General features: G+C 67.0%; 19 protein-coding genes and 2 pseudogenes. 15 read left to right on the top strand and 6 right to left on the bottom strand.

The genetic code is table 11. The annotated features are described in order from the left end of the window. Positions 1 to 108: 108 nt before the first annotated feature. Both AC2VON_RS05060 and AC2VON_RS05055 read left to right on the top strand, forming a co-directional pair. Entirely contained in the window at positions 109 to 705 is a 597-nt protein-coding gene (locus AC2VON_RS05060; RefSeq protein WP_486951949.1) for a DNA adenine methylase, read from the top strand. A 188-nt stretch (positions 706 to 893) separates the two neighbouring features. Continuing rightward, positions 894 to 2,543, top strand: coding sequence for a serine/threonine-protein kinase (locus tag AC2VON_RS05055; protein ID WP_486951948.1), 1,650 nt, complete (start codon positions 894 to 896; stop codon positions 2,541 to 2,543). A gap of 97 nt (positions 2,544 to 2,640) precedes the next feature. Here the strand turns inward: AC2VON_RS05055 and AC2VON_RS05050 are convergent, their stop codons facing one another. Then, positions 2,641 to 3,783 carry a hypothetical protein gene (locus AC2VON_RS05050; RefSeq protein ID WP_486951947.1) on the bottom strand — a complete coding sequence of 381 codons (1,143 nt, stop codon included), beginning with the start codon at positions 3,781 to 3,783 and terminating at the stop codon, positions 2,641 to 2,643. 922 nt (positions 3,784 to 4,705) lie between these two features. Here AC2VON_RS05050 and AC2VON_RS05045 point away from each other — a divergent pair. From AC2VON_RS05045 to AC2VON_RS05015, 7 genes are all read left to right on the top strand, one after another. Beyond that, positions 4,706 to 5,446: a TnsA-like heteromeric transposase endonuclease subunit gene (locus AC2VON_RS05045; protein WP_099459185.1), complete on the top strand. Its 741-nt coding sequence runs from the start codon at positions 4,706 to 4,708 to the stop codon at positions 5,444 to 5,446. 5 nt (positions 5,447 to 5,451) lie between these two features. After that, complete coding sequence (locus tag AC2VON_RS05040; protein WP_224860251.1) at positions 5,452 to 7,527, top strand: Mu transposase C-terminal domain-containing protein; 2,076 nt, start codon at positions 5,452 to 5,454, stop codon at positions 7,525 to 7,527. After that, complete coding sequence (locus tag AC2VON_RS05035) at positions 7,515 to 8,540, top strand: TniB family NTP-binding protein (protein WP_007172501.1); 1,026 nt, start codon at positions 7,515 to 7,517, stop codon at positions 8,538 to 8,540. Before AC2VON_RS05040 ends, AC2VON_RS05035 begins: the two co-directional genes overlap by 13 nt. 79 nt (positions 8,541 to 8,619) lie before the next feature. After that, positions 8,620 to 9,441: a hypothetical protein gene (locus AC2VON_RS05030; RefSeq protein ID WP_065018912.1), complete on the top strand. Its 822-nt coding sequence runs from the start codon at positions 8,620 to 8,622 to the stop codon at positions 9,439 to 9,441. A 71-nt stretch (positions 9,442 to 9,512) separates the two neighbouring features. After that, positions 9,513 to 9,869, top strand: a complete 357-nt coding sequence (gene cmtR, locus AC2VON_RS05025) for a Cd(II)/Pb(II)-sensing metalloregulatory transcriptional regulator CmtR (RefSeq protein ID WP_007170255.1) — start codon at positions 9,513 to 9,515, stop codon at positions 9,867 to 9,869. An 81-nt stretch (positions 9,870 to 9,950) separates the two neighbouring features. Continuing rightward, on the top strand, positions 9,951 to 10,247 hold the full coding sequence (locus AC2VON_RS05020) for a DUF1490 family protein (protein WP_033718759.1): 297 nt from the start codon (positions 9,951 to 9,953) through the stop codon (positions 10,245 to 10,247). Between the two features lie 64 nt (positions 10,248 to 10,311). Further along, the gene (locus AC2VON_RS05015) at positions 10,312 to 12,600 is read left to right on the top strand and encodes a heavy metal translocating P-type ATPase (RefSeq protein WP_033718775.1); all 2,289 of its coding nucleotides are present in this window, start codon (positions 10,312 to 10,314) and stop codon (positions 12,598 to 12,600) included. Between the two features lie 53 nt (positions 12,601 to 12,653). On the opposite strand, the gene AC2VON_RS05010 is transcribed toward AC2VON_RS05015, so the two are convergent. Then, the gene (locus tag AC2VON_RS05010) at positions 12,654 to 13,040 is read right to left on the bottom strand and encodes an ArsR/SmtB family transcription factor (protein ID WP_007170252.1); all 387 of its coding nucleotides are present in this window, start codon (positions 13,038 to 13,040) and stop codon (positions 12,654 to 12,656) included. Between the two features lie 88 nt (positions 13,041 to 13,128). Here AC2VON_RS05010 and arsM point away from each other — a divergent pair, with 88 nt between their 5' ends. Together arsM and arsB are read left to right on the top strand one after the other, a co-directional pair. Beyond that, complete coding sequence (gene arsM / locus AC2VON_RS05005; RefSeq protein ID WP_007170251.1) at positions 13,129 to 13,929, top strand: arsenite methyltransferase; 801 nt, start codon at positions 13,129 to 13,131, stop codon at positions 13,927 to 13,929. 101 nt (positions 13,930 to 14,030) lie between these two features. After that, positions 14,031 to 15,538, top strand: a pseudogene (gene arsB / locus AC2VON_RS05000) (ACR3 family arsenite efflux transporter). Positions 15,539 to 15,780: 242 nt separating this feature from the next. On the opposite strand, the gene AC2VON_RS04995 reads toward arsB, so the two are convergent. The 3 genes from AC2VON_RS04995 to AC2VON_RS04985 form a co-directional block, all read right to left on the bottom strand. Beyond that, a complete protein-coding gene (locus tag AC2VON_RS04995; protein ID WP_007170248.1) occupies positions 15,781 to 16,113 on the bottom strand; it encodes a YnfA family protein in 333 nt (110 codons plus the stop codon). 440 nt (positions 16,114 to 16,553) lie between these two features. After that, complete coding sequence (locus AC2VON_RS04990) at positions 16,554 to 17,324, bottom strand: DUF2182 domain-containing protein (protein ID WP_486951946.1); 771 nt, start codon at positions 17,322 to 17,324, stop codon at positions 16,554 to 16,556. 3 nt (positions 17,325 to 17,327) lie between these two features. Next, positions 17,328 to 17,759, bottom strand: a complete 432-nt coding sequence (locus tag AC2VON_RS04985) for a heavy metal-responsive transcriptional regulator (RefSeq protein ID WP_007170246.1) — start codon at positions 17,757 to 17,759, stop codon at positions 17,328 to 17,330. A 121-nt stretch (positions 17,760 to 17,880) separates the two neighbouring features. On the opposite strand from AC2VON_RS04985, the gene AC2VON_RS04980 reads away from it, so the two are divergent. The 4 genes from AC2VON_RS04980 to AC2VON_RS04965 all read left to right on the top strand — a co-directional run bounded on the left by AC2VON_RS04980 (position 17,881) and on the right by AC2VON_RS04965 (position 21,359). Continuing rightward, positions 17,881 to 18,177 carry a DUF1490 family protein gene (locus tag AC2VON_RS04980; protein ID WP_033718771.1) on the top strand — a complete coding sequence of 99 codons (297 nt, stop codon included), beginning with the start codon at positions 17,881 to 17,883 and terminating at the stop codon, positions 18,175 to 18,177. Between the two features lie 55 nt (positions 18,178 to 18,232). After that, positions 18,233 to 20,602: a copper-translocating P-type ATPase gene (locus tag AC2VON_RS04975; protein ID WP_109469971.1), complete on the top strand. Its 2,370-nt coding sequence runs from the start codon at positions 18,233 to 18,235 to the stop codon at positions 20,600 to 20,602. 11 nt (positions 20,603 to 20,613) lie between these two features. Further along, entirely contained in the window at positions 20,614 to 20,952 is a 339-nt protein-coding gene (locus AC2VON_RS04970; RefSeq protein ID WP_033718757.1) for a transposase, read from the top strand. A 143-nt stretch (positions 20,953 to 21,095) separates the two neighbouring features. Then, a complete protein-coding gene (locus AC2VON_RS04965; RefSeq protein ID WP_007172605.1) occupies positions 21,096 to 21,359 on the top strand; it encodes a hypothetical protein in 264 nt (87 codons plus the stop codon). Here the strand turns inward: AC2VON_RS04965 and AC2VON_RS04960 are convergent. Next, positions 21,356 to 21,517 (bottom strand): annotated as a pseudogene (locus AC2VON_RS04960) (YnfA family protein); the annotation flags it as partial. The gene AC2VON_RS04965 and the pseudogene AC2VON_RS04960 sit on opposite strands and share 4 nt — an antisense overlap. Positions 21,518 to 21,625 lie beyond the last annotated feature (108 nt).

The following is a 21,625-nucleotide window of genomic DNA, read 5'->3' as shown; positions in this document are numbered from 1 at the left end:
CGAGATACGCGCGTAAATCGCCGCCGACCGCACCCCAGCCCGCTGACCAGCGGATTTCATCTTCGCCATGGGGGTATATTAGCAGCATCTAACCTTGCCCACACCTCAATGCCGGGCCGGCTCGACGGCTACGTGCGTCGCCTGGAGTCCGTTGCTCATCGGCTCCGCGGCGTCTCCCTGGAATCACGGCACGCATTCGAGGTCATCAGCGCCTACGGCAGGGGCAGGCGGACACTGCTCTACGTCGATCCGCCGTACCTCGGCCATGTGCGGAACCGCAACTACCGCAACGAAATGACCGGATCGGACGCGCATCGCGCCCTCGCCGAGGCCCTACGCGGCTGTACCGCCACCGTGGTGCTGTCCGGCTACGAATCCGAGCTCTACGACGTAGAGCTCTACCCTGACTGGTACCGGGTCACCCTCGGCTCGTTCAGCAGCCAGGGCGGCACCTGGAAGCCGAAAACCGAGGTGCTGTGGTCCAACCGGCCACTACGCGCGGCGGCGACCGAACAACCGCAGCGGCCGATCGCCGGGCCAGGAGGCAGCCTTGACGCCTGTAACGAAACTACCGCCTTTAGTAACGAAACGCGGTGTCGCTCGTGTGGACGCAACACAGAGCAGGCGGCCACGGGCCGTCGCCGGCAGTATTGCTCGCCTGCGTGCCGCGTCCGAGCTCACCGCCTGCGGCGCAAGGCCTCGTGAGGGCCGTCGTGGACCGGCACGAGCACCCAAATCTCGCCGATACCGCTCCGGACGCGCTCGCAGGCCAGCGTCACGTGGGAAAGCACAGCCACCGGCGGCTCGAGCTGGCCCGGGCTATCACACGGTCGCCGCTGCTGCCGGTCGTAGAATCTGGGGTCGGTGCGAGCCAGACGCCGGGAGGGGGTCGCATGAGCGATCGTGCACCGGGATCGTGGACCGGCCGGCAGCTGGGGAGTTACCGCGTCGGGCCCCTGATCGGCCGCGGATCCATGGGCGAGGTCTACGCGGCCGAAGATGCGGGTCGAGGGCGCACTATCGCGCTGAAACTGCTCTGGGCGGATCTCAGCCGCGACGAGGGGTTCCGCGAGCGCATGCACCGTGAGGCCCGCACCGCCGGGCGCCTCCAGGACCCGCACGTGGTGCCGATCCACGACTACGGCGTCATCGATGGGCATCTGTTTTTGGACATGCGCCTGATCAACGGCTCGGATCTGGCCGCGGTCCTGAAGCGATCTGGTCCGTTGACCGCGGCCCGCGCAGTCAGCTTGGTGAGACAAGCTGCCTCGGCTCTGGATGCAGCTCATACGGCGGGTGTCATCCATCGAGACATCAAGCCCGCCAACCTGCTTCTGTCCGATAAGGACTTCGTTCATCTCGTCGATTTCGGTATTGCCAGCGCCGTGGGCGACGAGCCGCTGGAAGCTCCGAAAACCATTGAGGGCACATGGAAATATGCGGCACCGGAGCTGTTCACCGGTAACGAGGTCGGACCCAGCATCGACATCTATGCACTGTCGGCTGTTCTTTACGAGTGCCTGACGGGGATGCCACCGTATCGCGCTGAGGGCGTCCAGGGCCTTATCGCTGCGCACGTGAACGAGCCCGTCCCGCGGCCGAGTTGGACCGCGGGAGTTTCCCCCGCGTTCGACGAGGTGATCGCACGCGGGATGGCTAAGGACGCCGCGGAGCGATACCCCAGCGCAGGGGAGCTCGCCCGCGCCGCCCACCAGGCACTACAGGTACCAGCGCCAGGACACCAAGTGCCCAACCGTGGGTCCGCCGCCGGGATGGGCGCATCGCCAGCGATGACACCGCACCAGTGGACTGCTCCTCCTGCTGCTCAAGCGCCTCCGCCGGCGGCGTGGGCACAACCGGGTCCGCCGCCACCGGGGTTGCCCTACGCCGCGGCGCAGCCTGCCCGAGCCCGCGGACACTCAGACGACTGGTCGAAGGCTCGAACGCGAGTGGGCGCACCGGCCTTCCAACGGAATTGGCCACGCCACGGTCCACGGATTGCGGCCGCAGCGACCACCCTGATCGCGGTTATCGCCTTGATGGGATGGATGACTCGCAGCAATGACGACCAGCCCGACTCGCCTGGCTCCAGCACGGACCAATCCGCCGGGCGATCCGCGGCTGCTGAACAGTTGACGAAGGTCATACCGACCGGATACCCCGCCGGCAGATGTGAAGTCGTGGCCGCACAGGCTGGGGCTGTCACCGAAATGGACTGTGGCAGAAACATCGAGGTCGGGGGACCGGTAGCGGCGACGTACACGCTCTATCAGGACCGTGGTGCACTGCGAGCGGCGTTTCAGGCACTGGTAGAAAAATCCCGCGCGGTGACCTGCCCAGGTCGGATACAGTCGCCCGGGGCGTGGCACCGCGCATCGACTCCGCCGGGTAAGTCAGATGGCATGCTGCTGTGCGGATTTCGTCAGAACCTTCCCCGGATCGTATGGACAGCCGAGGCTGATTTGCTGCTCAGCGACGTACAAGCTGACGAACGAGCGGCCACCTTTGAACCACTCTTCGCGTGGTGGGGCACGCATTCTTGAAACGGCGTGCTTCCCGGGCACACGATCACCTGCTGGTAGGCCGACCAGTGTGGCCGGGCTGGTAGGGGCCTGGCGCAGTCCCAGTAGCTCGCATCCCTCAGGTCTGCGGCGTTGATTTGCGCGCAGCGCTCGACGGCGCACGTTTGGGCCGCTTGAGCTGGGCGCGGTAGCTCTCGGCGACCTCACGCGCTGCGCTGAGCGCGTCGGTGAGGGCTTGTGCACGCTGGTCGGCGCTGTGGGTGAGGTTTTCGACCTGTTCAGCGTGAGCGGCGCGCTGGGCGTCGCGTTCGGCGTGGAATTCAAGGCGCTGGCGTTCGAGTTCCTGGCGGGCGGCAGTCAGGGCCTCCCGTTCGGCGGCGGCTGCTTGCTGGGCCACGCGCAGTTCAGCGGTGGTGGTGGCCAGCTCGATCCGAACGCCGGATTCTGCCGCGGCCGCGACCTGCGCCGCGCGTCTGGCCGACTCAAGATCTGCGCGCAGTTCGGCGATCGTGTCGTCGGCGCGGGCCTCGGCAGCCTCCAGGGCGGTGTGCGCGGACGCGGCGGCGGCGCGGGCCTCGGTGGCGTCGTCGCGGGCCTGGGTGGCGTCGTGGCGGGCCTGGGCGAGAGCGGTGTCGTAGTGCGTTGTGGCGGTCGCCAGTTCCTCGCGAGCCTGGGCAACCTCGGCGTCAGCTGCGGTACGTAGCTGGTGTAGGTCGGCCTGCGTCTCTTCGCGGATCCGCGCGGTCTCAGCGAGGGCGTCGGCTGCGAGGGTGTCGGCTTCGTCGCGGTCGCTCTCGGCGGTGTCGGCCCGGGCTGTGGCGGCGCGGGCGATGCGTTCGGCCTCGACAGCTCGGCGTTCGGCATCGACGACCTTGGCGAGGGCATCGCGGTGGGCGTCTTCGACCTCAGCGCCGGCGGCCTCCAGGTCGCTGGCGGCACGCAGTGCATCGACGAGCGTATCGAGGTAGCGGCGCTGCTCGGTGAGTTTGTCGGGAAGCTCGGCAAGGTGTTGTTCGAGGGTTGCCCGGGCCAGGGACACGGGGGCGGTCGGCCCGGAGGGGGCTTGGGTGGCGATGGTGCCCTGCTGAGCCTGGCGAGCCTTCCACGCGGTGACGCGGTTGTGCACGGGCCCGCCGCCGGCGTCGGCCTGTTCGCAGTAGCGCGTCGGGCGGCCGGTCGCCGGGTCGGGCCGGCGAGGGCGTGTGCAGCCGGGGTAGGTGCAGTGGTCCGTGCCGGGCTCTGCCGCGGGGTTGTCGCTCATGGGCATGACAATACACCTTTCGTCCCGAACACAACATAACGGAACGGAACGGAACTCAACGGAACGTAACGTATCGCGGACGGGCGGGGGTTCCGGCTGCGGGTTGTGGCGTCCCTGTTCCCGCGGCGGGACCCCGCCAGCCCCGCCGCCGGCCGATGCTCGCGTAAGCCGGCGGCGGCGGGACACACGACTCGCGTGCCCGATCTCATCCGGTGGGCTCGGGAAGAACTGGGCGGCTGGGGCTCAGATGTGCCACGCGGTGGCCGAGTGAGGAAGCGAACGACAACATCCGTGTATCCGTCCGCCAACTAGGGCGAGATAGGTCGCCAGCGCCCCCGGATCGCCAGGTTGACATAATCGCTATTATCAGCGAATTATGTTGTGGCACAACATAATTAAATTTAGTAGATCGCCAGAGTTTGGCACAGCGGAAGCGACAACAACGACACGGGCCGAGCTTCAGGACGGCGGACGGCGGCGCCCGTCGAACTCGACGAAAGAACATTCCAACCCGGCGGCCGGCCGGTACATGCACTCACCGCAGGCGTTGCACTGGAACACCCGATGCAGCGTCCCGCAGCTGCACGTCTGGCTGCCGACTCGCACCCGGCCAGGCCCGAGCGGATGCCCGGCTGAACAACGCGGCGGCGGGCCCGGCTCTTCCCATCCCCGGCGGGTCCGCTGGAGCCCGTTGTGGCATCATGTGTTCGAATTATTCCCCTTTGCCGCGTTCGTGGCCGAAGGACCTCGACAACCCCTAAACCGTCACTGTGACGTATAGGTGCGGTGCGGTTGGGCGATTGTCCGTTTTCATTCGAGGTGAGGTGTCCGTTGACATCCGATGTGATGTATTGCCACCGTATCTGCGGTATCGGCGTGTCTTTGCCAATCTATCCGAGGTACCGCCGGTAGCGTTGTTTAGGTGAGTGTGGCGCCGGCGGCGCTATGGCCGCAGGTCAACGGTGGCGTTGAGGTGGAATTCAACTCCTCCGGGGGTTCTTCGCGCTTGCCGCTGGCGGAGTGTGCCGCAGTGGCCTTTGAGTTGGACTGCTCACCCGTGCGTGGTTTCCCAGCGTTTCGCGGGCAGGGCAATTATCCAGGCCTGTGGTGGTTTTCGACGACTCGTGAGCACGTTGGGTACGAGTCGTGGTCGGAGCGTGACCATTTGATCGCGCTGGACGCCGATCCCGCGGTGGTTGGTGTTGCGTCGCAGCCGTTCCGGCTCCATTGGGGTGACGGCAGGCACCACGTGCCTGATTACTTCGTGCGGTTGTCCGACGGAACGGCGACGGTTCTTGACGTGCGGGCCGATGACCGAATATCGGATGCTGATGCTGAGTTGTTCGACCGGTCCGAGCAGGCGTGCCGTTCCCTGGGATGGGCCTATCGGCGAGCGGGCGTTGCGGATCCGGTCGTGACGGCGAATTTGCGCTGGTTGTCTGGGTATCGGCATCCACGGGTGTACCGCCCGGCGGTCGCCGCAGCGTTGGAGGCGGTGTTCGACTCGGCGCGGCCGCTGATGACCGGGGTGAGACCGGTCGGTGAAGCGATCATGGTGTTGCCGGTGCTGTTTCACCTGTTGTGGCACCGGCGACTGGGCGTGGATCTTTCCGCGGCTGTCTTGACCGAGGAGTCGATCGTCGGGCCCGCGTTGTCACGATGACGGGTATGCGGTCGGGTGTCATCCGCGAGGGCGATGAAATCCGGTTATCCGACGGCGTATTCACGGTTGTCACACTTTCGGGCAGTTCAGCCAGGCTGACCGATGCGGTCGGCGGGCAGTCGGTGGTACCGCTGTCTCGGCTGCTGGGCGACCCGGCGTTGGAGTTGGTGTCAGGATCGCGACCGGCTTTGTGTTCCGAAGAAGCGTTGGCCGGGGTGCCCGAGGCTGCCGCCGAGCGGGCCCGCTGGTGGGAACGGCACTTGATCGAGGTGTTGACGGGTCGACGGGTTGATTCCGAGGCGGGTAGCCGGCCGCGGCCGGAGTTCGATCCGGCGTCGCGTTCGTTGCGGCAGCGCGAATTGGCCAAGCTCGCCGAGCTGCGCTCGGCTGGCCACGAGATCAGCTTGTACACGTTGCAGCGGCAACGCTATGCCTACGAACGAGACGGCCTGCTGGGGGTTGTGGATCGCCGGCACATTCCCCGGCGGGCGATGTTCGGCCGCGTCGACGAGCGGCTGGTGGCCGCAGTGCGGCAGGCCATCGATGACGAGACCGACGTGTCGACCGGGACGGTGAGCCGCCTGCAGCGACGGGTGACCAAATCGCTGGTGGCTCAATACGGTGCCCAGGACGCACCGGCGATGCCGTCTCAGCGGACGTTCTATCGTCTGGTGAAGAGGCTGTCGGAGGGCCGGCACACGTTCGGGTCCGCGCGCACCCGGCGTTCGTTGTCCAAACAGCCCGACGGCCCGTTCGGTGCGCTGACGGTGGCGCGCCCCGGCGAGGTGGTCGAGATCGATTCGACCCCCCTGGATGTGCGGGTGGTCCTCGATGACGGCACGGTGGACCGGGTCGAGCTGACCGGCATGGTTGACGACGCGACCTGCTCGATTCCGGCCGCGGTGTTGCGGCCCACGACCAAAGCGGTCGACGCGGCGCTGCTGCTGGCCCGAGCGTTGACGCCAGAACCGATGCGGCCGGAGTGGTCCGATGCGCTGCGGATGTCGCGGTCGGTGCTGCCGTATCGCTGTTTGACCGGCGTGGATCAACGGTTGGCCGATGCGGCCGCCCGGCCGGTGATCGCCCCGGAGACCGTAGTGTGCGACCACGGGAAGGCGTATCTGTCGCAAACCTTCCGGCAGGCGTGTTGCACGTTGGGGATCAATCTGCAGCCCGCCCACCCGGATACGCCGACCGACAAACCCAAGATCGAGCGGACCCTGCAGTCGGTGGCCACCTTGTTCGCCCAGCATGTCGCCGGGTATGTCGGCTCCAGCGTCGAGCGGCGCGGCAAGAACGCCGAACAGGACGCAGTGTGGTCGATCGTGGAGCTGCAAGCCCTGCTGGATGAGTGGATCGTCGCGGTATGGCAAAACCGGCCCCACGACGGCCTGCGTGACCCCGTCACCCCGGGCAAGGCGTTGACGCCCAACGAAAAGTACGCCGCCTTGGTCGAGGTCGCCGGGTATGTTCCGGTGCCGCTGTCGGCCGAGGACTACATCGAGTTACTGCCGTCGTGCTGGCGGCGCATCAATTCCTACGGGATCCGGGTCAACAACCGCAGCTACGACGCTAAGGCACTCAACCCCTACCGCCGCCAGCACTCGGGGGTGGAATCCAAGAAGGGCCAGTGGGAGGTGCACTACGACCCCTACGACGTGTCGCGGATCTGGGTGCGCAACCATCACGACGAGGGCTGGCTGGCCGCGACCTGGACGCATTTGCGCAGCCACCCGGTACCGTTCGGCGAATTGGTATGGCAGCATGCGCGGTCCGTGCTGGCCCAGCGCGGATGCGATCAGGCCACCGAAGCCGAGATCGCCCGCGCGGCCGATGACCTGCTCGACCGGGCCGCGCAAGGCCCCGCCCCCACCCGACAGGAATCCAAGGATCGCAGGGTGGCGGGTCGAACGCGAGCCACCGCGACACCGGCCTGGCCCCGCCCGCCGGATACCGCAGAACCCTGCGATGAGGAGCCGCCGCCAGGCGGTGACGAGGACGCCGACGACATCGAGATCGCCCAAGTCATTCCACTACCGGTGTTCGATGCACGCAAGGAGGCTGAATCGTGGCGGCTGTGAACACTTTTGCCCCGGTGAGCCAACTCGAGGACCGGCGCCAACCCACCACCACGCTCGAGGGTTGGCGCCGTTTCGTCGATGCCGATCCACCCGAGTTCACCCTGTTACCCGATGAGCAGTGGAGCACCCTGTCGGAGACCGAACGGACCAACTACAACGAAGCCCGGGTAGCGCATCACAGTGAACTGGTCGTGGTCACCACGTCGGCGATCCAGCGCATCACCAACGAAGGCCGGCTGCTGACCCTGCTCAACCAACGCGAGATCGGCGCCCGGCGCGGGCTGATCATTTCCGGGGCGGCCGCGACCGGCAAGACCACCGCGGTCAAACAACTCGGCCGATTCCACGAACTGCGTATCAGGACACGATTCGCCGACAAGTCCCGGATCCCGATCGTATACGTGACCGCGCCCCCGAAAGGCTCGGCGCGCAAACTCGCGATGGAGTTCGCGCGATTCCTGGGCCTTCCGCCGATGCAACCGCGGATGAATGTCACCGATATCGCCGACGCTGTCTGCCAGGTCCTCATCGACGCCCGAACCGACATCGTGATCGTCGACGAGATCCACAACCTCAACCTCGATACCCGGGCCGGCGAGGAACTGTCCGATCACCTGAAGTACTTCACCGAACACCTGCCCGCCACGTTCGTCTACGCCGGCATCGACGTCGAGCGCTCCGGTGTGTTCACCGGCACCCGCGGACGCCAGCTCGCCGGGCGCTGCGGTGTGATCAACACCAGCCCGTTCCCGTACGCCGGGGAATGGAAGTCGCTGGTGGCCGCGATGGAAGGCACCCTGCGGTTGCACCATCACACCGCGGGAACGCTGGTCGCCGAAGCCAAATACCTGCATCGACGCACCGGCGGAATGATCGGCAGCCTGGCGCACCTGATCCGCTCGGCTGCGATCCGCAGCATGCTCGACGAAACCGAGAACCTCACCAGGGATCTGATGGACACGGTGCTCATCGACTACGCAGCCCAAACATCGGCGCAACGCCATGCCAGCTGACGTATCAACCCCACCGGCGTGGCCGCAGGGGCCTGCCGCGCCACTACCGCGCACCGTCACACCGTTTCGTGGCGAAACGGTGCAGTCCTATCTTGATCGGCTCGCGCACGCCAACCACCTAGAACCCCGAGGTCTGCGGCGCTACCTGGCCGACGGTCCAGCGATCTGCCGTCCCCGGCCGGACTGGTTGGCAACCGCCAGCGGCCAGCCCGTGGGCATCCTTCACGCCCGGCTCATCGGGCTGGCCGCCCCCGACCGCGACACCACCCGCCAACGCCGCCACGCCCGGCCCGCATGCCGCCTGTGCATGGCACGCCGCGGTGTCTATGAGCCGGTCTACTGCTGGTTGCCCGACTACGCGACCGTCTGCTGCCGCCACCGCCGATGGATCGGTGCAGGCACCTCCACCCTCGACGATCAACGCGATCTGCGCTGCGCCCCCGCGGTGATCGCCGCAGCGCAGCGCCATGCCCGACTGGATCGGTGTCACGGCGACGCTGCGCGCTTCGCGGTCAGGGATGCCGCGCGGATTCACCGCTGCTGGGCACGCAGCACCAGCCCGTTTACGCTGCCGCCTGCCCGCGCCGACGCCGACACGCACATCGGCGCCTACCCGGACCTGATCGCCTTGGCCGCCATCCTGGCCGGCGCTCATCGCCGGATCTGGGGCACCGCGCCAGCCACACCCGCCCGTGCCCGCGCCGTCGATGCGGTCTACGTCAACGTCAGCGCCCGGTTTCCCCAGCACCGCGACCAAACCCGCCCCATCGAACAGTGGATCCACGATCAACAACTCAGCGCCACCCGCCGCGCACACCACTTCGACGCGTGGAAACCACGACCAGGTCAATCCCCGCGATCACCGTGCCCGGCTGGGCCAGCTGGGCGGCGTCAGGGCTGACGGCGGCGTGTGGAGCCATGGCACAATTCAGCCCTTGCTGACATATCAGTATCGGCTGTACTGTTTGGTGCATGCTGACGTGTGAGACGCGGGAATCGGCGCTGGCTCGGCTGGGCCGAGCGCTGGCGGATCCGACGCGGTGTCGGATTCTGGTGGCACTGCTCGATGGGGTGTGCTACCCGGGCCAGTTGGCTGCGCAGCTGGGGTTGACACGGTCGAATGTGTCCAATCATTTGTCGTGTTTGCGGGGCTGCGGGCTGGTCATCGCGACCTATGAGGGCCGGCAGGTTCGCTACGCGCTGGCCGACCCTCACCTCGCCCGTGCTCTGGGCGAGCTGGTCCAGGTTGTTTTGGCGGTGGATACCGACCAGCCCTGTGTCGGCGAGGACGCCGCATCGGGCGCAGCCGAGGCCACCGTTGGTCGATGACCATCAGTGGCAGCGATCCGGTGACCTTGAAGATCGCGGTCGCTCAATCGTAGTGAGTTGGCAGAACAGAAGGGATAAGCAGTGGCTATACATGGGTTCGTGGCCAAAGCAGCCGGGACAGTGTTCACCGGGCTGGTCGGGGTGAGCGCCTACGAGGTGCTGCGCAAGGCGGTGGGCACGGCGCCGGTTCACCGGGCAGCGGTGACCGTGACGGAGTGGGGACTGCGCGGAACTCGGAGCGCAGAGGTAGCAGCGGAGTCGGCCCGGCTGAAAGTCGCCGACGTGGTCGCCGAAGCCCGCGGACGCATCGGCGACGATGCCCCTCGGCCGCCCGCCGCCAAGGCTGACGATGACGACTGCTGCCAAGTGATGGGTTAGCCGTTTTCACGGGGAAAGGTCGATTGTGCCTACTGCTGAGGTTTCCTCCGATCACGGGGCCGCGCTGGTTGTCGTGTCTGCGGGTGCGCGACGAATACGGGTGCGTGCTAACTGGTTTCGGTTCGACGCGGTGCGGGCTGTCGCGATCGAGGACTCGGTCGCCACGGTGGCTGGTGTGGATGCGGTCCGCGCGTATCCGCGCACGGCTTCCGTGGTGGTCTGGTATTCACCCGAGCGCTGCGACACCGCTGCCATTTTGTCGGCGATCGCCGCCGCCGAGCACATCCCTGCCGAGTCGGTGCCCGCCCGGGCGCCGCACTCGGTCGAGGGAGGCAACCCCGGTGTGGTGCAGAGAATCCTCGACTGGAGCGAGCGGACGCTATCCGGCGAGCAAGCTGACAGGGTTTCACAACGACCAGTGCAACGAAGCGATGGCTGCTGCGACCACGACGACAGCCACCCTGAGTCGGAGCGGCTGTGGGGCGTTGTCAAGCTGCGGCGGGCCGCGTTCTCCGGGGTGGTGCTGACAGCCTCACTGGTGACGGCGTGGCTGACTCCATTCGGGCCGGTGGCGTTGGGATTGAAAGTCGTGGCGCTCGCGGTGGGCGCTTCGACGTTCGTGCCCTCAACCGTTAGGCGACTGACCGAGGGCCGTGTCGGTGTCGGCACGTTGATGACGATCGCCGCGCTCGGCGCTGTTGGACTCGGTCAGGTCGGCGAGGCCGCGATGCTGGCGTTTTTGTTCTCCATCAGCGAGGGTTTGGAGGAATACGCGGTGGCCCGTACCCGCCGCGGCCTGCGTGCTCTGCTGGCGCTGGTGCCGGATCAGGCCACGGTCTTGCGCGCAGGTGTCGAAACCGTGGTGGCCGCAGCCGAACTGCGCGTCGGTGATCAGATGATTGTCAAACCCGGGGAACGCCTGGCCACCGACGGCATCATTGTTGCCGGGCGCACCGCCCTGGACGTCTCGGCGATTACCGGCGAATCGGTGCCGGTAGAGGCCGGACCCGGTGATGAGGTGTTCGCCGGGTCGATCAACGGGTCCGGAGTGCTGCAGGTGGAGGTCACCGCGACCGTTGAGGACAACTCGTTGGCGCGAATCGTGCAGATCGTGGAAGCCGAACAGGCCCGCAAGGGCGCCAGCCAGCGCCTGGCCGATCGGATCGCGCAGCCGTTGGTGCCGGGCATCATGATCGCCGGGGCGCTGATCGCCGGGACGGGCAGCATCTTCGGTAACCCGCTGGTGTGGATCGAACGCGCTCTGGTGGTGCTCGTCGCCGCGTCCCCGTGCGCGCTCGCCATCGCCGTGCCGGTGACCGTCGTGGCGGCAGTCGGTGCCGCCTCGAAGATCGGGGTACTGATCAAGGGCGGTGCCGCGCTGGAAGCCCTGGGCACCATCAGTGGGATCGCGCTGGACAAAACCGGAACTTTGACCGCCAACCGGCCCACCGTCATCGACATCGCCACCACCAACGACGCCACCCGCGAAGAGGTGCTGGCGGTCGCGGCCGCGCTGGAAACCCGCAGTGAACACCCGCTGGCCGCGGCCGTCCTGGCCGCTACCCAAGCGCCGGTGGCCGCCGCGAGTGACGTGCACGCCGTTGCCGGAGCTGGGCTGACCGGCCACCTCGACGGGCAAGCCATCCGGCTGGGCCGGCCCGGCTGGATCGACCCCGCCGACCTCGCCGATCACGTAGCGCACATGCAACAAGCCGGGGCCACAGCGGTGCTCGTAGAACGCGATGACCGGCTGCTCGGTGCCATCGCCGTGCGCGACGAACTACGCCCAGAAGCTCCCGAGGTCATCACCGCGCTACGTGCCGGCGGCTACCAGGTGACGATGCTCACCGGCGACAATCACGCCACCGCGGCGGCGCTCGCCGCCCAAGCCGGCATCGAGCACGTCTATGCCGAACTGCGCCCCGAGGACAAGGCTCACCTGATCGCAGAACTGGGCGCTCACCGGCCCACCGCGATGGTCGGCGACGGCGTCAACGATGCTCCGGCCCTGGCCGCCGCCGACCTGGGAATCGCGATGGGCGCCATGGGAACCGATGTCGCGATCGAAACCGCCGACGTCGCCCTGATGGGCCAAGACCTGCGGCACCTGCCCCACGCACTAGCACATGCTCGACGCTCCCGGCAGATCATGGTGCAAAACGTCGGACTCTCCCTGGGCATCATCACCGTGCTCATGCCGCTGGCGATGTTCGGAACCCTCGGCCTGGCCACGGTCGTACTGGTGCACGAGCTTGCCGAAGTCGTCGTCATCGCCAACGGCGTACGCGCCGGACGCATAACGCCTCTTGCGGGGCCAGCACGAGACACCCGGCGGCAGGACAACTCAAGGTAGCGGCGGCCGTCACTGAATCCGAGGCATCGCAGGTCAGGCCCTCAAGCGCTGCCTCAGCCACAACGACAACGGACAACAAACACCCCGCCGAGCGCATCCAGGGCCGCGGGCACCAGCCGGTAGTACGCCCACTTGCCGCGCTGGGTTCGGTCGAGCAGGCCGGCCTCGACCAGGATCTTGAGGTGATGCGACACCGTCGGCTGGGATAGCCCCACAGTAGCGGTCAGGTCGCATACACACGCCTCGGCGCCCTCATGGCCCGCGATCATTGACACAAGCCGTAGCCGGGTCGGTTCGGCCAGCGCCTTGAGCACGCCGGCCAGCCGCTCGGCGGCGGCCGCGTCGAGTACGCCGTCGGTGATCGGGCTGCAGCACGCCGCAACGTCAGCGACCAGCAACGAGTCATCGCGTTCGGTCGGGGAGGCGATCGCGGCGGGCATGGCCCCAGTATGACACACGCATTGACAGTCATCGATGTTTCCCGCACACTGCTCACATAGATGTCTGTCGATGGAAAGAGTAGGTGCGATGACCGCCGAACACAATGAGCTGCGTGATCAGGTCCGGGCCAGCTACGGCGCCGCCGCCACCGCGATCAGCGGGGGCGCTACCAACAGCGATGTGCTGACCGCCGCGAGCTGCTGCGGGTCCAGCGACTCAGCCGATATCGGGACCATCTTCGGCGCCGGTCTCTACGGCGACGACGAGCACTCCGAGATTCCCGCTGAAGCGGTTGCGGCCAGCCTGGGTTGCGGTAACCCGACCGCGGTCGCTGACTTGCACCCCGGAGAGCGGGTGCTTGACCTGGGTTCTGGCGGCGGGATCGACGTTTTGTTGTCGGCGCGCCGGGTCGGCCCGGACGGGTTTGCTTACGGCGTCGACATGACCGACGAGATGCTGGCCTTGGCGAGGCGGAACGCCGAAGAATTCCGAGCCAAGGCCGGTGTCACCAACGTCGAGTTCCGCAAGGGCACCATCGAAGACATCCCGCTGCCCGATGCCGCCGTCGATGTGGTGATCTCCAACTGCGTGATCAACCTGTCCGCCGACAAACCGGCCGTGATCGCCGAGATGTTCCGGGTGCTGGTCCCCGGCGGGCGGATCGGGATCTCCGACGTCGTCGCCGAAGACCACCTCAGTTCGGCCGAGCGCGCCGAACGCGGCTCCTACGTCGGCTGCATCGCCGGAGCGCTGTCCCGCCAGGAGTACCTCGACGGACTGGCCGCGGCCGGGTTCACCGATGCCACGGTCACGTTCACCCACCAGGTGGCCGAAGGGATGCACGGCGCGATCATCCACGCCACCAAACCCGCCGCATCGTCTGATTGAGACAGCCGCAGCGAACGACCGCGCCACCGCGCCCCGACCCACCTCACGTTGACAGCTGCCAGTGAAGCGGTACGCCGCTCGCGCCACGGGAGAGAAACCTCATGAGTGACACCGCCATATCGACTGCTGCACCCGCAGTGGCCGCCAAGCTGTCCACCCTGGACCGGCTCTTGCCGGTATGGATCGGGGTAGCGATGGCCGCCGGCCTGCTGCTGGGGCGGCTGGTGCCCGGCCTGGGCGCGGGCCTAAGTGCCATTGAGGTCGACGGAGTCTCGCTGCCCATCGCCCTTGGGCTGTTGGTGATGATGTATCCGGTGCTGGCCAAAGTCCGCTACGACCAGCTCGGCGAGGTCACCGCCGACCGCAAACTGCTGGCGTCCTCGCTGGTGTTGAACTGGCTGATCGGGCCGGCGGTGATGTTTGCCCTGGCGTGGCTGCTACTTCCCGATCTGCCCGAATACCGCACCGGGTTGATCATCGTCGGGCTGGCCCGCTGCATCGCCATGGTCATCATCTGGAACGACCTGGCCTGCGGGGACCGCGAGGCCGCCGCAGTGCTGGTCGCGTTGAACTCGATCTTTCAGGTTCTCATGTTCGCCGCGCTGGGCTGGTTTTACCTGTCGGTGCTGCCGGGCTGGCTGGGCCTGTCCCAGACCGGGATCGAGGTCTCCCCGTGGCAGATCGCCAAATCGGTGTTGATCTTCCTCGGCGTCCCACTGTTGGCCGGGTACCTGTCCCGCCGCCTAGGCGAACGCGCCAAAGGCCGCACCTGGTACGAGTCGCAATTCCTGCCCCGCATCGGCCCCTGGGCACTCTATGGACTGCTGTTCACCATCGTCATCCTGTTTGCCCTTCAAGGTGATCAGATCACCTCCCGGCCTTTCGATGTCGCCCGCATCGCGGTGCCGCTGCTGGCCTACTTCGCGATCATGTGGGCCGGCGGCTACCTGCTCGGCGCCCTCCTCAACGTCGGGTACGAGCGCACCACCACGTTGGCGTTCACCGCTGCCGGCAATAACTTCGAACTCGCGATTGCCGTCGCGATCGCCACCTACGGCGCCACCTCCGGGCAGGCCCTGGCCGGGGTCGTGGGCCCGCTCATCGAAGTACCGGTGCTGGTCGGACTCGTCTACGTGTCCCTGGCGCTGCGTACCCGCCTCTTCGGACCCGAGTCCCAATCACGCAGTGCCCGCTGATGGCCGACAAACCCAGCGTCCTGTTCGTCTGCGTGCACAACGCCGGTCGCTCCCAGATGGCGGCCGCACTGCTGATCCACCAGTCCGGTGGCCGCATCGAGGTCCGTTCCGCGGGCACCGAACCCGCCGACCAAGTCAACCCGGCGGCCGTTGCCGCGATGGCCGAACTGGGCATCGACATCACAGCCAACAGCCCCGCGGTGCTCACCGCCGACACGGTGCAAGCCAGCGACGTCGTGATCACCATGGGCTGCGGAGACACCTGCCCATACTTCCCGGGAGTCACCTACCGGGACTGGAAACTGCCCGACCCCGCCGGCCAAGCCCTTGAGGTCGTCCGCTCCATCCGCGACGACATCGCCAACCGCGTCCAGACCCTGATCGCCGAACTGCTACCTGGCACCACTACATAACCCAAACCCACAGTCACCGAAACCTGTTGCGCCACTGAGATCCCCCCGGGTTATCCAACGCGGCAACGGCCCATGAAATGCTGGTCGACTGTCTGGCCGTACCCGGGATCGATACGGCGATCGCTGAGCGTGCCGGCCCGTCTCCGTCACCGTCGATACTGATCGGCGGGGCCGAGGTGATGCGTCCCGATCCGCCCCCGATGGGTCGGTTTGGGCCTGCCCGGCCGCCACGTGATGCTGAGCTAGTGGCCGCGAGGGGCGTACATGATCACGGCAACGCCTACCAGGCAGGCCAGGGCGCCGATCACATCCCAACGGTCGGGTCGGAACCCGTCGAGGGCCATGCCCCACGCCAGCGAGCCGGCGACGAATACGCCGCCGTAGGCGGCCAAGATCCGGCCGAAATGGGCATCGGGCTGCAGGGTGGCGACGAACCCGTACATTCCTAGCGCGATGACGCCGAGTCCCGCCCAGAGCCAACCACGTTGCTCGCGGACGCCTTGCCAGACAAGCCAGGCACCGCCGATTTCGGCGACCGCAGCCAGGACGAATAACAGGATTGAACGCGCCACCATGATTGCTGATCTTAGGAGACCGTGCCGGGGCATCGGGGCGTCCCCGGCTTCCGGACGCGGCAGCCCCACAACCCGATCGTCGACCCGTGCGCGTACCCGTGACAGACACCTGCCCCGCACACCATACTCAGAGAGCCAACCCACGGGAACCGACGTGAACACGGCAATGCGTTGGCGTTCAAATCGAATGCCGCACTGCCGGTTCAGTCAGTTCTTCGAGAACTGGGCACTCGGCACTGGACCCGCTCACGCAGGCAGCACCGGCATCCTCGATCAACCCCGCAATACTGTGCTCAAGCGCACGGATCTGAGGCGCCGCAGGTCAAACGGCCAGCAGCGCCTCAGATCAAACGACAGCGGACAGCCAGATCAAAATGTCGCCGCTAAAGCGCAGGGGCGGGTGCGTGGTTGTGTCGTCGTCGTCATGACTTAACTCCTCGCTAGACAAGGTTGATGACCAACGCGGGGTGCACCAGCAGCACAACGCCAAGGATTACGAGCACCGCCCCCGTGACGCGCGTGAGCCAATCGCCGAAGGAGGCGACTCGCTCCAGCCAGATCACCACCGAGAGCGCCAGCATCCACGCCAATTGCATGGTGCCGAAGGCGATCATGACTACGAACAGCATCCAGCAGCTGCCCAGACAAAAGACGCCGTAGCGCCCACCGGCACGAAGCGCCCGGGCCGGGCTGTCGTGGTACTTGCCGCACGGCGGGGAAACCGACAATGGCCAGTAGCAGTGCCGCAGGCACGCTGCTTTCAGCGGCGTGAGCTGATAGATCCCGGCGGCCAGCGCTATGGCGCCGGCCAGGCGGCCGACCCACGGTGATCCGTGTGCCAGTGGCCCGTTGAGGTGGCTCCACGCCCAGAAGGCGGGGATCCCGGTGGCGCTCCACAGGGCCAGGTATCCGGCGACGAAGACGATCGCTGGAGCGGCGCTGCCGGTGGCGGCGCGGGCGTAGGCGCGAACGACGGGCAGGACCGCAGGAAGCATCATCGCGGCCATCATGGCCACCCACGCGATGAGGAAACCGGCGAACGACATCATTGGCCCGGTCTCCATGGGCATTCCTGGCTCGGTGTCCATAGACATGGCGTCGCCGGTCATGCTGACCACTGACCACCACCAGCCCACCCCCGCCACACCCAGCAGGGCGGCCGGCAACCACGCATCAGTCCATGACCACTCACGCATTTCGGTGCTGTTCATGGTCTAGTGGCCGGGACCGACGGTGGCGTCGGCATCCAGGTCGCTTTCCAGAATCCAGCACACCGTGGACTGGTCATGTTCGGTGGGCGCGGCGTGCGCCGCGTGGTCGAGAAGGGTCTGCAGGTGGCCTTCGAGGGCGACCAGTTCGGCGATCTGCGCGCGGACTTGGTCCAGACGGGTGTGCAGGACCTGTTGCACGTGCCCGCACGGCACCTCACCGCGGTCGTGGATCGCCAGGATTTGGCGCACCTTCTGCAAGGTCAGCCCGGCGGCTTGGCCCCGATGGATGAACCGCAGCCGATCCACGACCTCGGGCCCGTAGTCGCGGTACCCCGACGCCGTGCGTGCCGGTGGCGGGAGCAGCCCCGCGTTCTCGTAGAAGCGAATGGTTTTCGCGCTGGTATTGCTGAGTTTCGCTAGTTCGCCGATCTGCATGGAACCCATCCTTGACCTTCCACTGTACTGGAAGGTCAAGGATGGGTTCGTGTCGCTCCGCAGCGACCGTGGCCGACTGGTCACCGTTTGGCGGTGCAACGACGGGAAGGGAGTGCTTGGTATGGCGTGGCATGGGTTCTTGATGAAGGCGGCGCCCACGGTGGTAACCGGGGTGGTGGGGGTTGCGGCGTATGAGGCAGTGCGCACGGCCGTGGCGAAGGTTCCGTTGCGCACGGCAACCGTTGCTGTGACCGCGTGGGGCATCCGGGCCGCCCGCGAAGCGCAGCGCACGGCCGAAACGAACACGGAACAGATCCGATTGACGGTCGCCGACGTGGTTGCCGAGGCACGAGAGCGCGCCGGAGAGGACACCGAACCGGCGATCGTGACGAGCCCGGGCGACGGCCATGACGACTGAGGTCCTGCCGGCCGCCGACGCCACGGCGACGGTCGTATCGGACGCGTCCGGGCGGATGCGGCTGCGCATCACCGGATTTCATGTCGATGCGGTCCGGGCCGTCGCGATCGAGGAGACTCTGGCCACGGTGCCCGGTGTGCAGGCGGTGACGGCCTATCCGCGCACGGCATCGGTGGTGATCCAGTATTCGCCGCAGCGCTGCGACACCGCGGCCGTGCTGTCGGCGATCGGGCAAGCCGAGCACATCCCTGCAGAGTTGGTGCCCACCCGCGCCTCGCATTCCGGCGATGCCCGCACCCCCGGGGTGGTTCGCAAGGCCATCGGTGGACTCCGCCGATTGCTGGGCGCCCGGGCCGATAGCGACGCGCCGCGCGACACCGAGGGTAGTGGCGGTTGCGGGCAGGGACAGGGCGGTGCGTGCGGCACGGCGTCCTCGGGCGAGCTGAACAGGCGTGAGCAGCGGAACTGGTTGCGGCGGTTGCGGCTGGCCATGCCGTTGGCGCTGCTGGCGTCGGTGTCGACGATGGTGTTCGGCGCCTATCCGTGGGCGGGGTGGTTGGCGTTCGCGGCGACGGTACCGGTGCAATTCGTCGCCGGGTGGCCGTTCCTGCGCGGCGCGGTGCAACAGGCGCGGGCGGGAAGCGCCAACATGGACACGCTGATCACACTGGGCACATTGACCGCATTCGGCTACTCCACGTATGAGTTGTTCGCCGGTGGCGCACTGTTCTTCGAGACGGCGGCGCTGATCATTGCGTTCGTGGTGCTGGGTCGCTACTTCGAGGCCAGATCCACGAGCAAGGCGTCGGAGGCGATCGGCAAGCTTTTGGAGATGGGCGCCAAGGAAGCCTGCCTGCTCGTCGACGGGCAAGAAATTCTCGTGCCGGTTGATCAGGTACAAGTCGGAGACCTGGTACGGGTACGGCCTGGGGAGAAGATCCCGGTCGACGGCGAGATCACCGACGGGCGCGCCGCCGTCGATGAGTCAATGCTGACCGGCGAGTCCGTCCCGGTCGAAAAATCGGTGGGCGACCGTGTTGCCGGTGCGACGGTCAACATCGACGGGCTGCTGACCGTGCGCGCCACCGCCGTCGGCGCCGATACCGCACTGGCGCAGATTGTGCGCCTGGTCGAGCAGGCACAGGGCGGCAAGGCCCCCGTGCAGCGACTGGCTGACCGCGTCTCGGCGGTGTTCGTCCCGGCCGTCGTCGGGGTTGCCGCGGTGACATTTGCCGGGTGGACGCTGATCGCCGCCAACCCGGTCGCCGGTATGACCGCCGCGGTCGCGGTGCTGATCATCGCATGCCCCTGTGCGCTGGGCCTGGCCACCCCGACGGCGATCACGGTCGGCACCGGCCGCGGCGCGGAACTGGGGATCCTGGTCAAAGGCGGCGAGGTAATGGAAGCCTCGAAGAAGATCGACACCGTGGTCTTCGACAAAACCGGCACGCTGACCCGCGCCCAGATGCGGGTCACCGATGTGATTGCCGGCAAGCGGCGCCAGCCCAATCTGGTGCTGCGAATCGCCGCCGCGGTCGAGTCGGGCTCCGAGCACCCCATCGGCACAGCGATCGTCGCGGCCGCGCGCGAGCTGGGGTTGCAGATTCCGGCCACGACGGCGTTCACCAGCCTCGCCGGCCACGGGGTGCGGGCCCAGATCGACGGCCGCACCGTGCTGGTCGGACGTCGCACACTTGTCGACGATCACGATTTGGTTCTGCCTGAGCACCTTTCTGCGGCGGCCGCCGAACTCGAAGAGCAAGGCCGCACCGCGGTGTTCGTCGGCCGCGACGACCACGTTGTGGGCGTGCTCGCCGTCGCTGACACGGTCAAGGACGACGCCGCCGACGTGGTCGCTCAACTGCAAGCCATGGGCCTGCAGGTCGCCATGATCACCGGCGACAACGCCCGCACGGCCGCCGCGATCGCCACGCAGGTCGGCATCGATCACGTCCTGGCTGAGGTGCTGCCGCAGGACAAGGTCACCGAAATCGAGCGGCTACAAGACCAGGGGCGGGTGGTCGCGATGGTGGGCGACGGCGTCAACGACGCCCCCGCGCTGGTGCAGGCCGATCTGGGCATCGCGATCGGCACCGGCACCGACGTGGCCATCGAGGCCTCCGACATCACGCTGATGTCCGACCGGCTCGACGGTGTTGTGGAGGCGATCGCGCTCTCCCGGCAGACCCTGCGCACCATCCACCAGAACCTTGGCTGGGCCTTCGGCTACAACACCGCCGCGATCCCCCTAGCCGCACTCGGTCTGCTCAACCCGATCATCGCGGGAGCGGCGATGGGGCTCTCCTCGGTCAGCGTGGTCACCAACTCGCTGCGGCTACGCCGCTTCGGCCGCCACACCCGACAAGGATCGCCCCAGACCGCCCACATGGTGGACATCCCAGATAGCGCGACGTGGGATTCGTGAAGCCAGTAGGTATGCCACAACATCGGCGCTCATTCACCCCGCAGTATCGAGTCACGGCCGCGCACATGGTGATCGACGGGCAGCGGCGAGTCGCTGAGGTAGCCCGCCAGCTAAACGTGGACACGAGCCTGCTGCATACATGGGTGCGCGATGAGCGGTGGCTGATGTCCCAGGCCCGCAGCGGTGACGGCCAGCGGCCAGATGTCGCTGGCGAACAGCCGCTTTCGGTCCAGGAGCGAGCGGATTTGGTCCGGCTAGGGCAGACCGCAGCCGAGCAGGCGCAAGAAATGGCCGGCATAGACGCGTCTCGGCACACTTTGCGACCGCAGCAGCGGCGAGCCGCGGCTTGAACTCGCCGCAAGGGAGTGCGCCTGCCACGGCGTACCCGAAATCGCCGAGCTACCGGGCGCGTCGAACTCCGGCTGCAACTGTCACCGGGTCGCGAAAATTGACCCACCTGAGATGCTAATGACGGGTGTTGGGAGACCGTGGGATGCGGATTGAGATTCTGAGCAGCCCGGGCTGTCCGAACGCGGCAACGGCCCATGAAATGCTGGTCGACTGTTTGGCCGTGGTCGGGATCAACACGGCGATCGTTGAGCGGGTCGGACCCTTTCCGTCACCGTCGATACTGATTGACGGCACCGATGTGATGCGTCCCGATCGGCCGCCGACGGGTGACGTCTGTCGGTTGGATCTGCCCAGCCGTGACGTCATACTGACCGCGCTGCGACGGGCGATTGCGGCCGAAAGCTAGTGGCCGCGAGGAGCGTACATGTTCACGGCAACGCCGGCCAGGAAAACCAGGGGCGCCAAGCACGTCCCAGCGGCCGGGTCGGAACCCCTCGAGGGCCATACCCCACGCCAGCGAGCCGCCGACGAACACGCCTCCCCGTAGGCGGCCAGGATCCGGCCTATTTACCTCAGATCAGATGACAAACCACCCGCAACAGGATCGCCATTTGATCTGAGGCACCGCAGGTCAGACGCCCGCACCTGCCTCAGATAGAACGACAACGGACA

The sequence above is a fragment of the Mycobacterium sp. TH-M82 genome (assembly GCF_057473605.1).
Note: the sequence above shows the minus strand (reverse complement) of the source record. Positions and strands in the feature narration are given on the sequence as shown.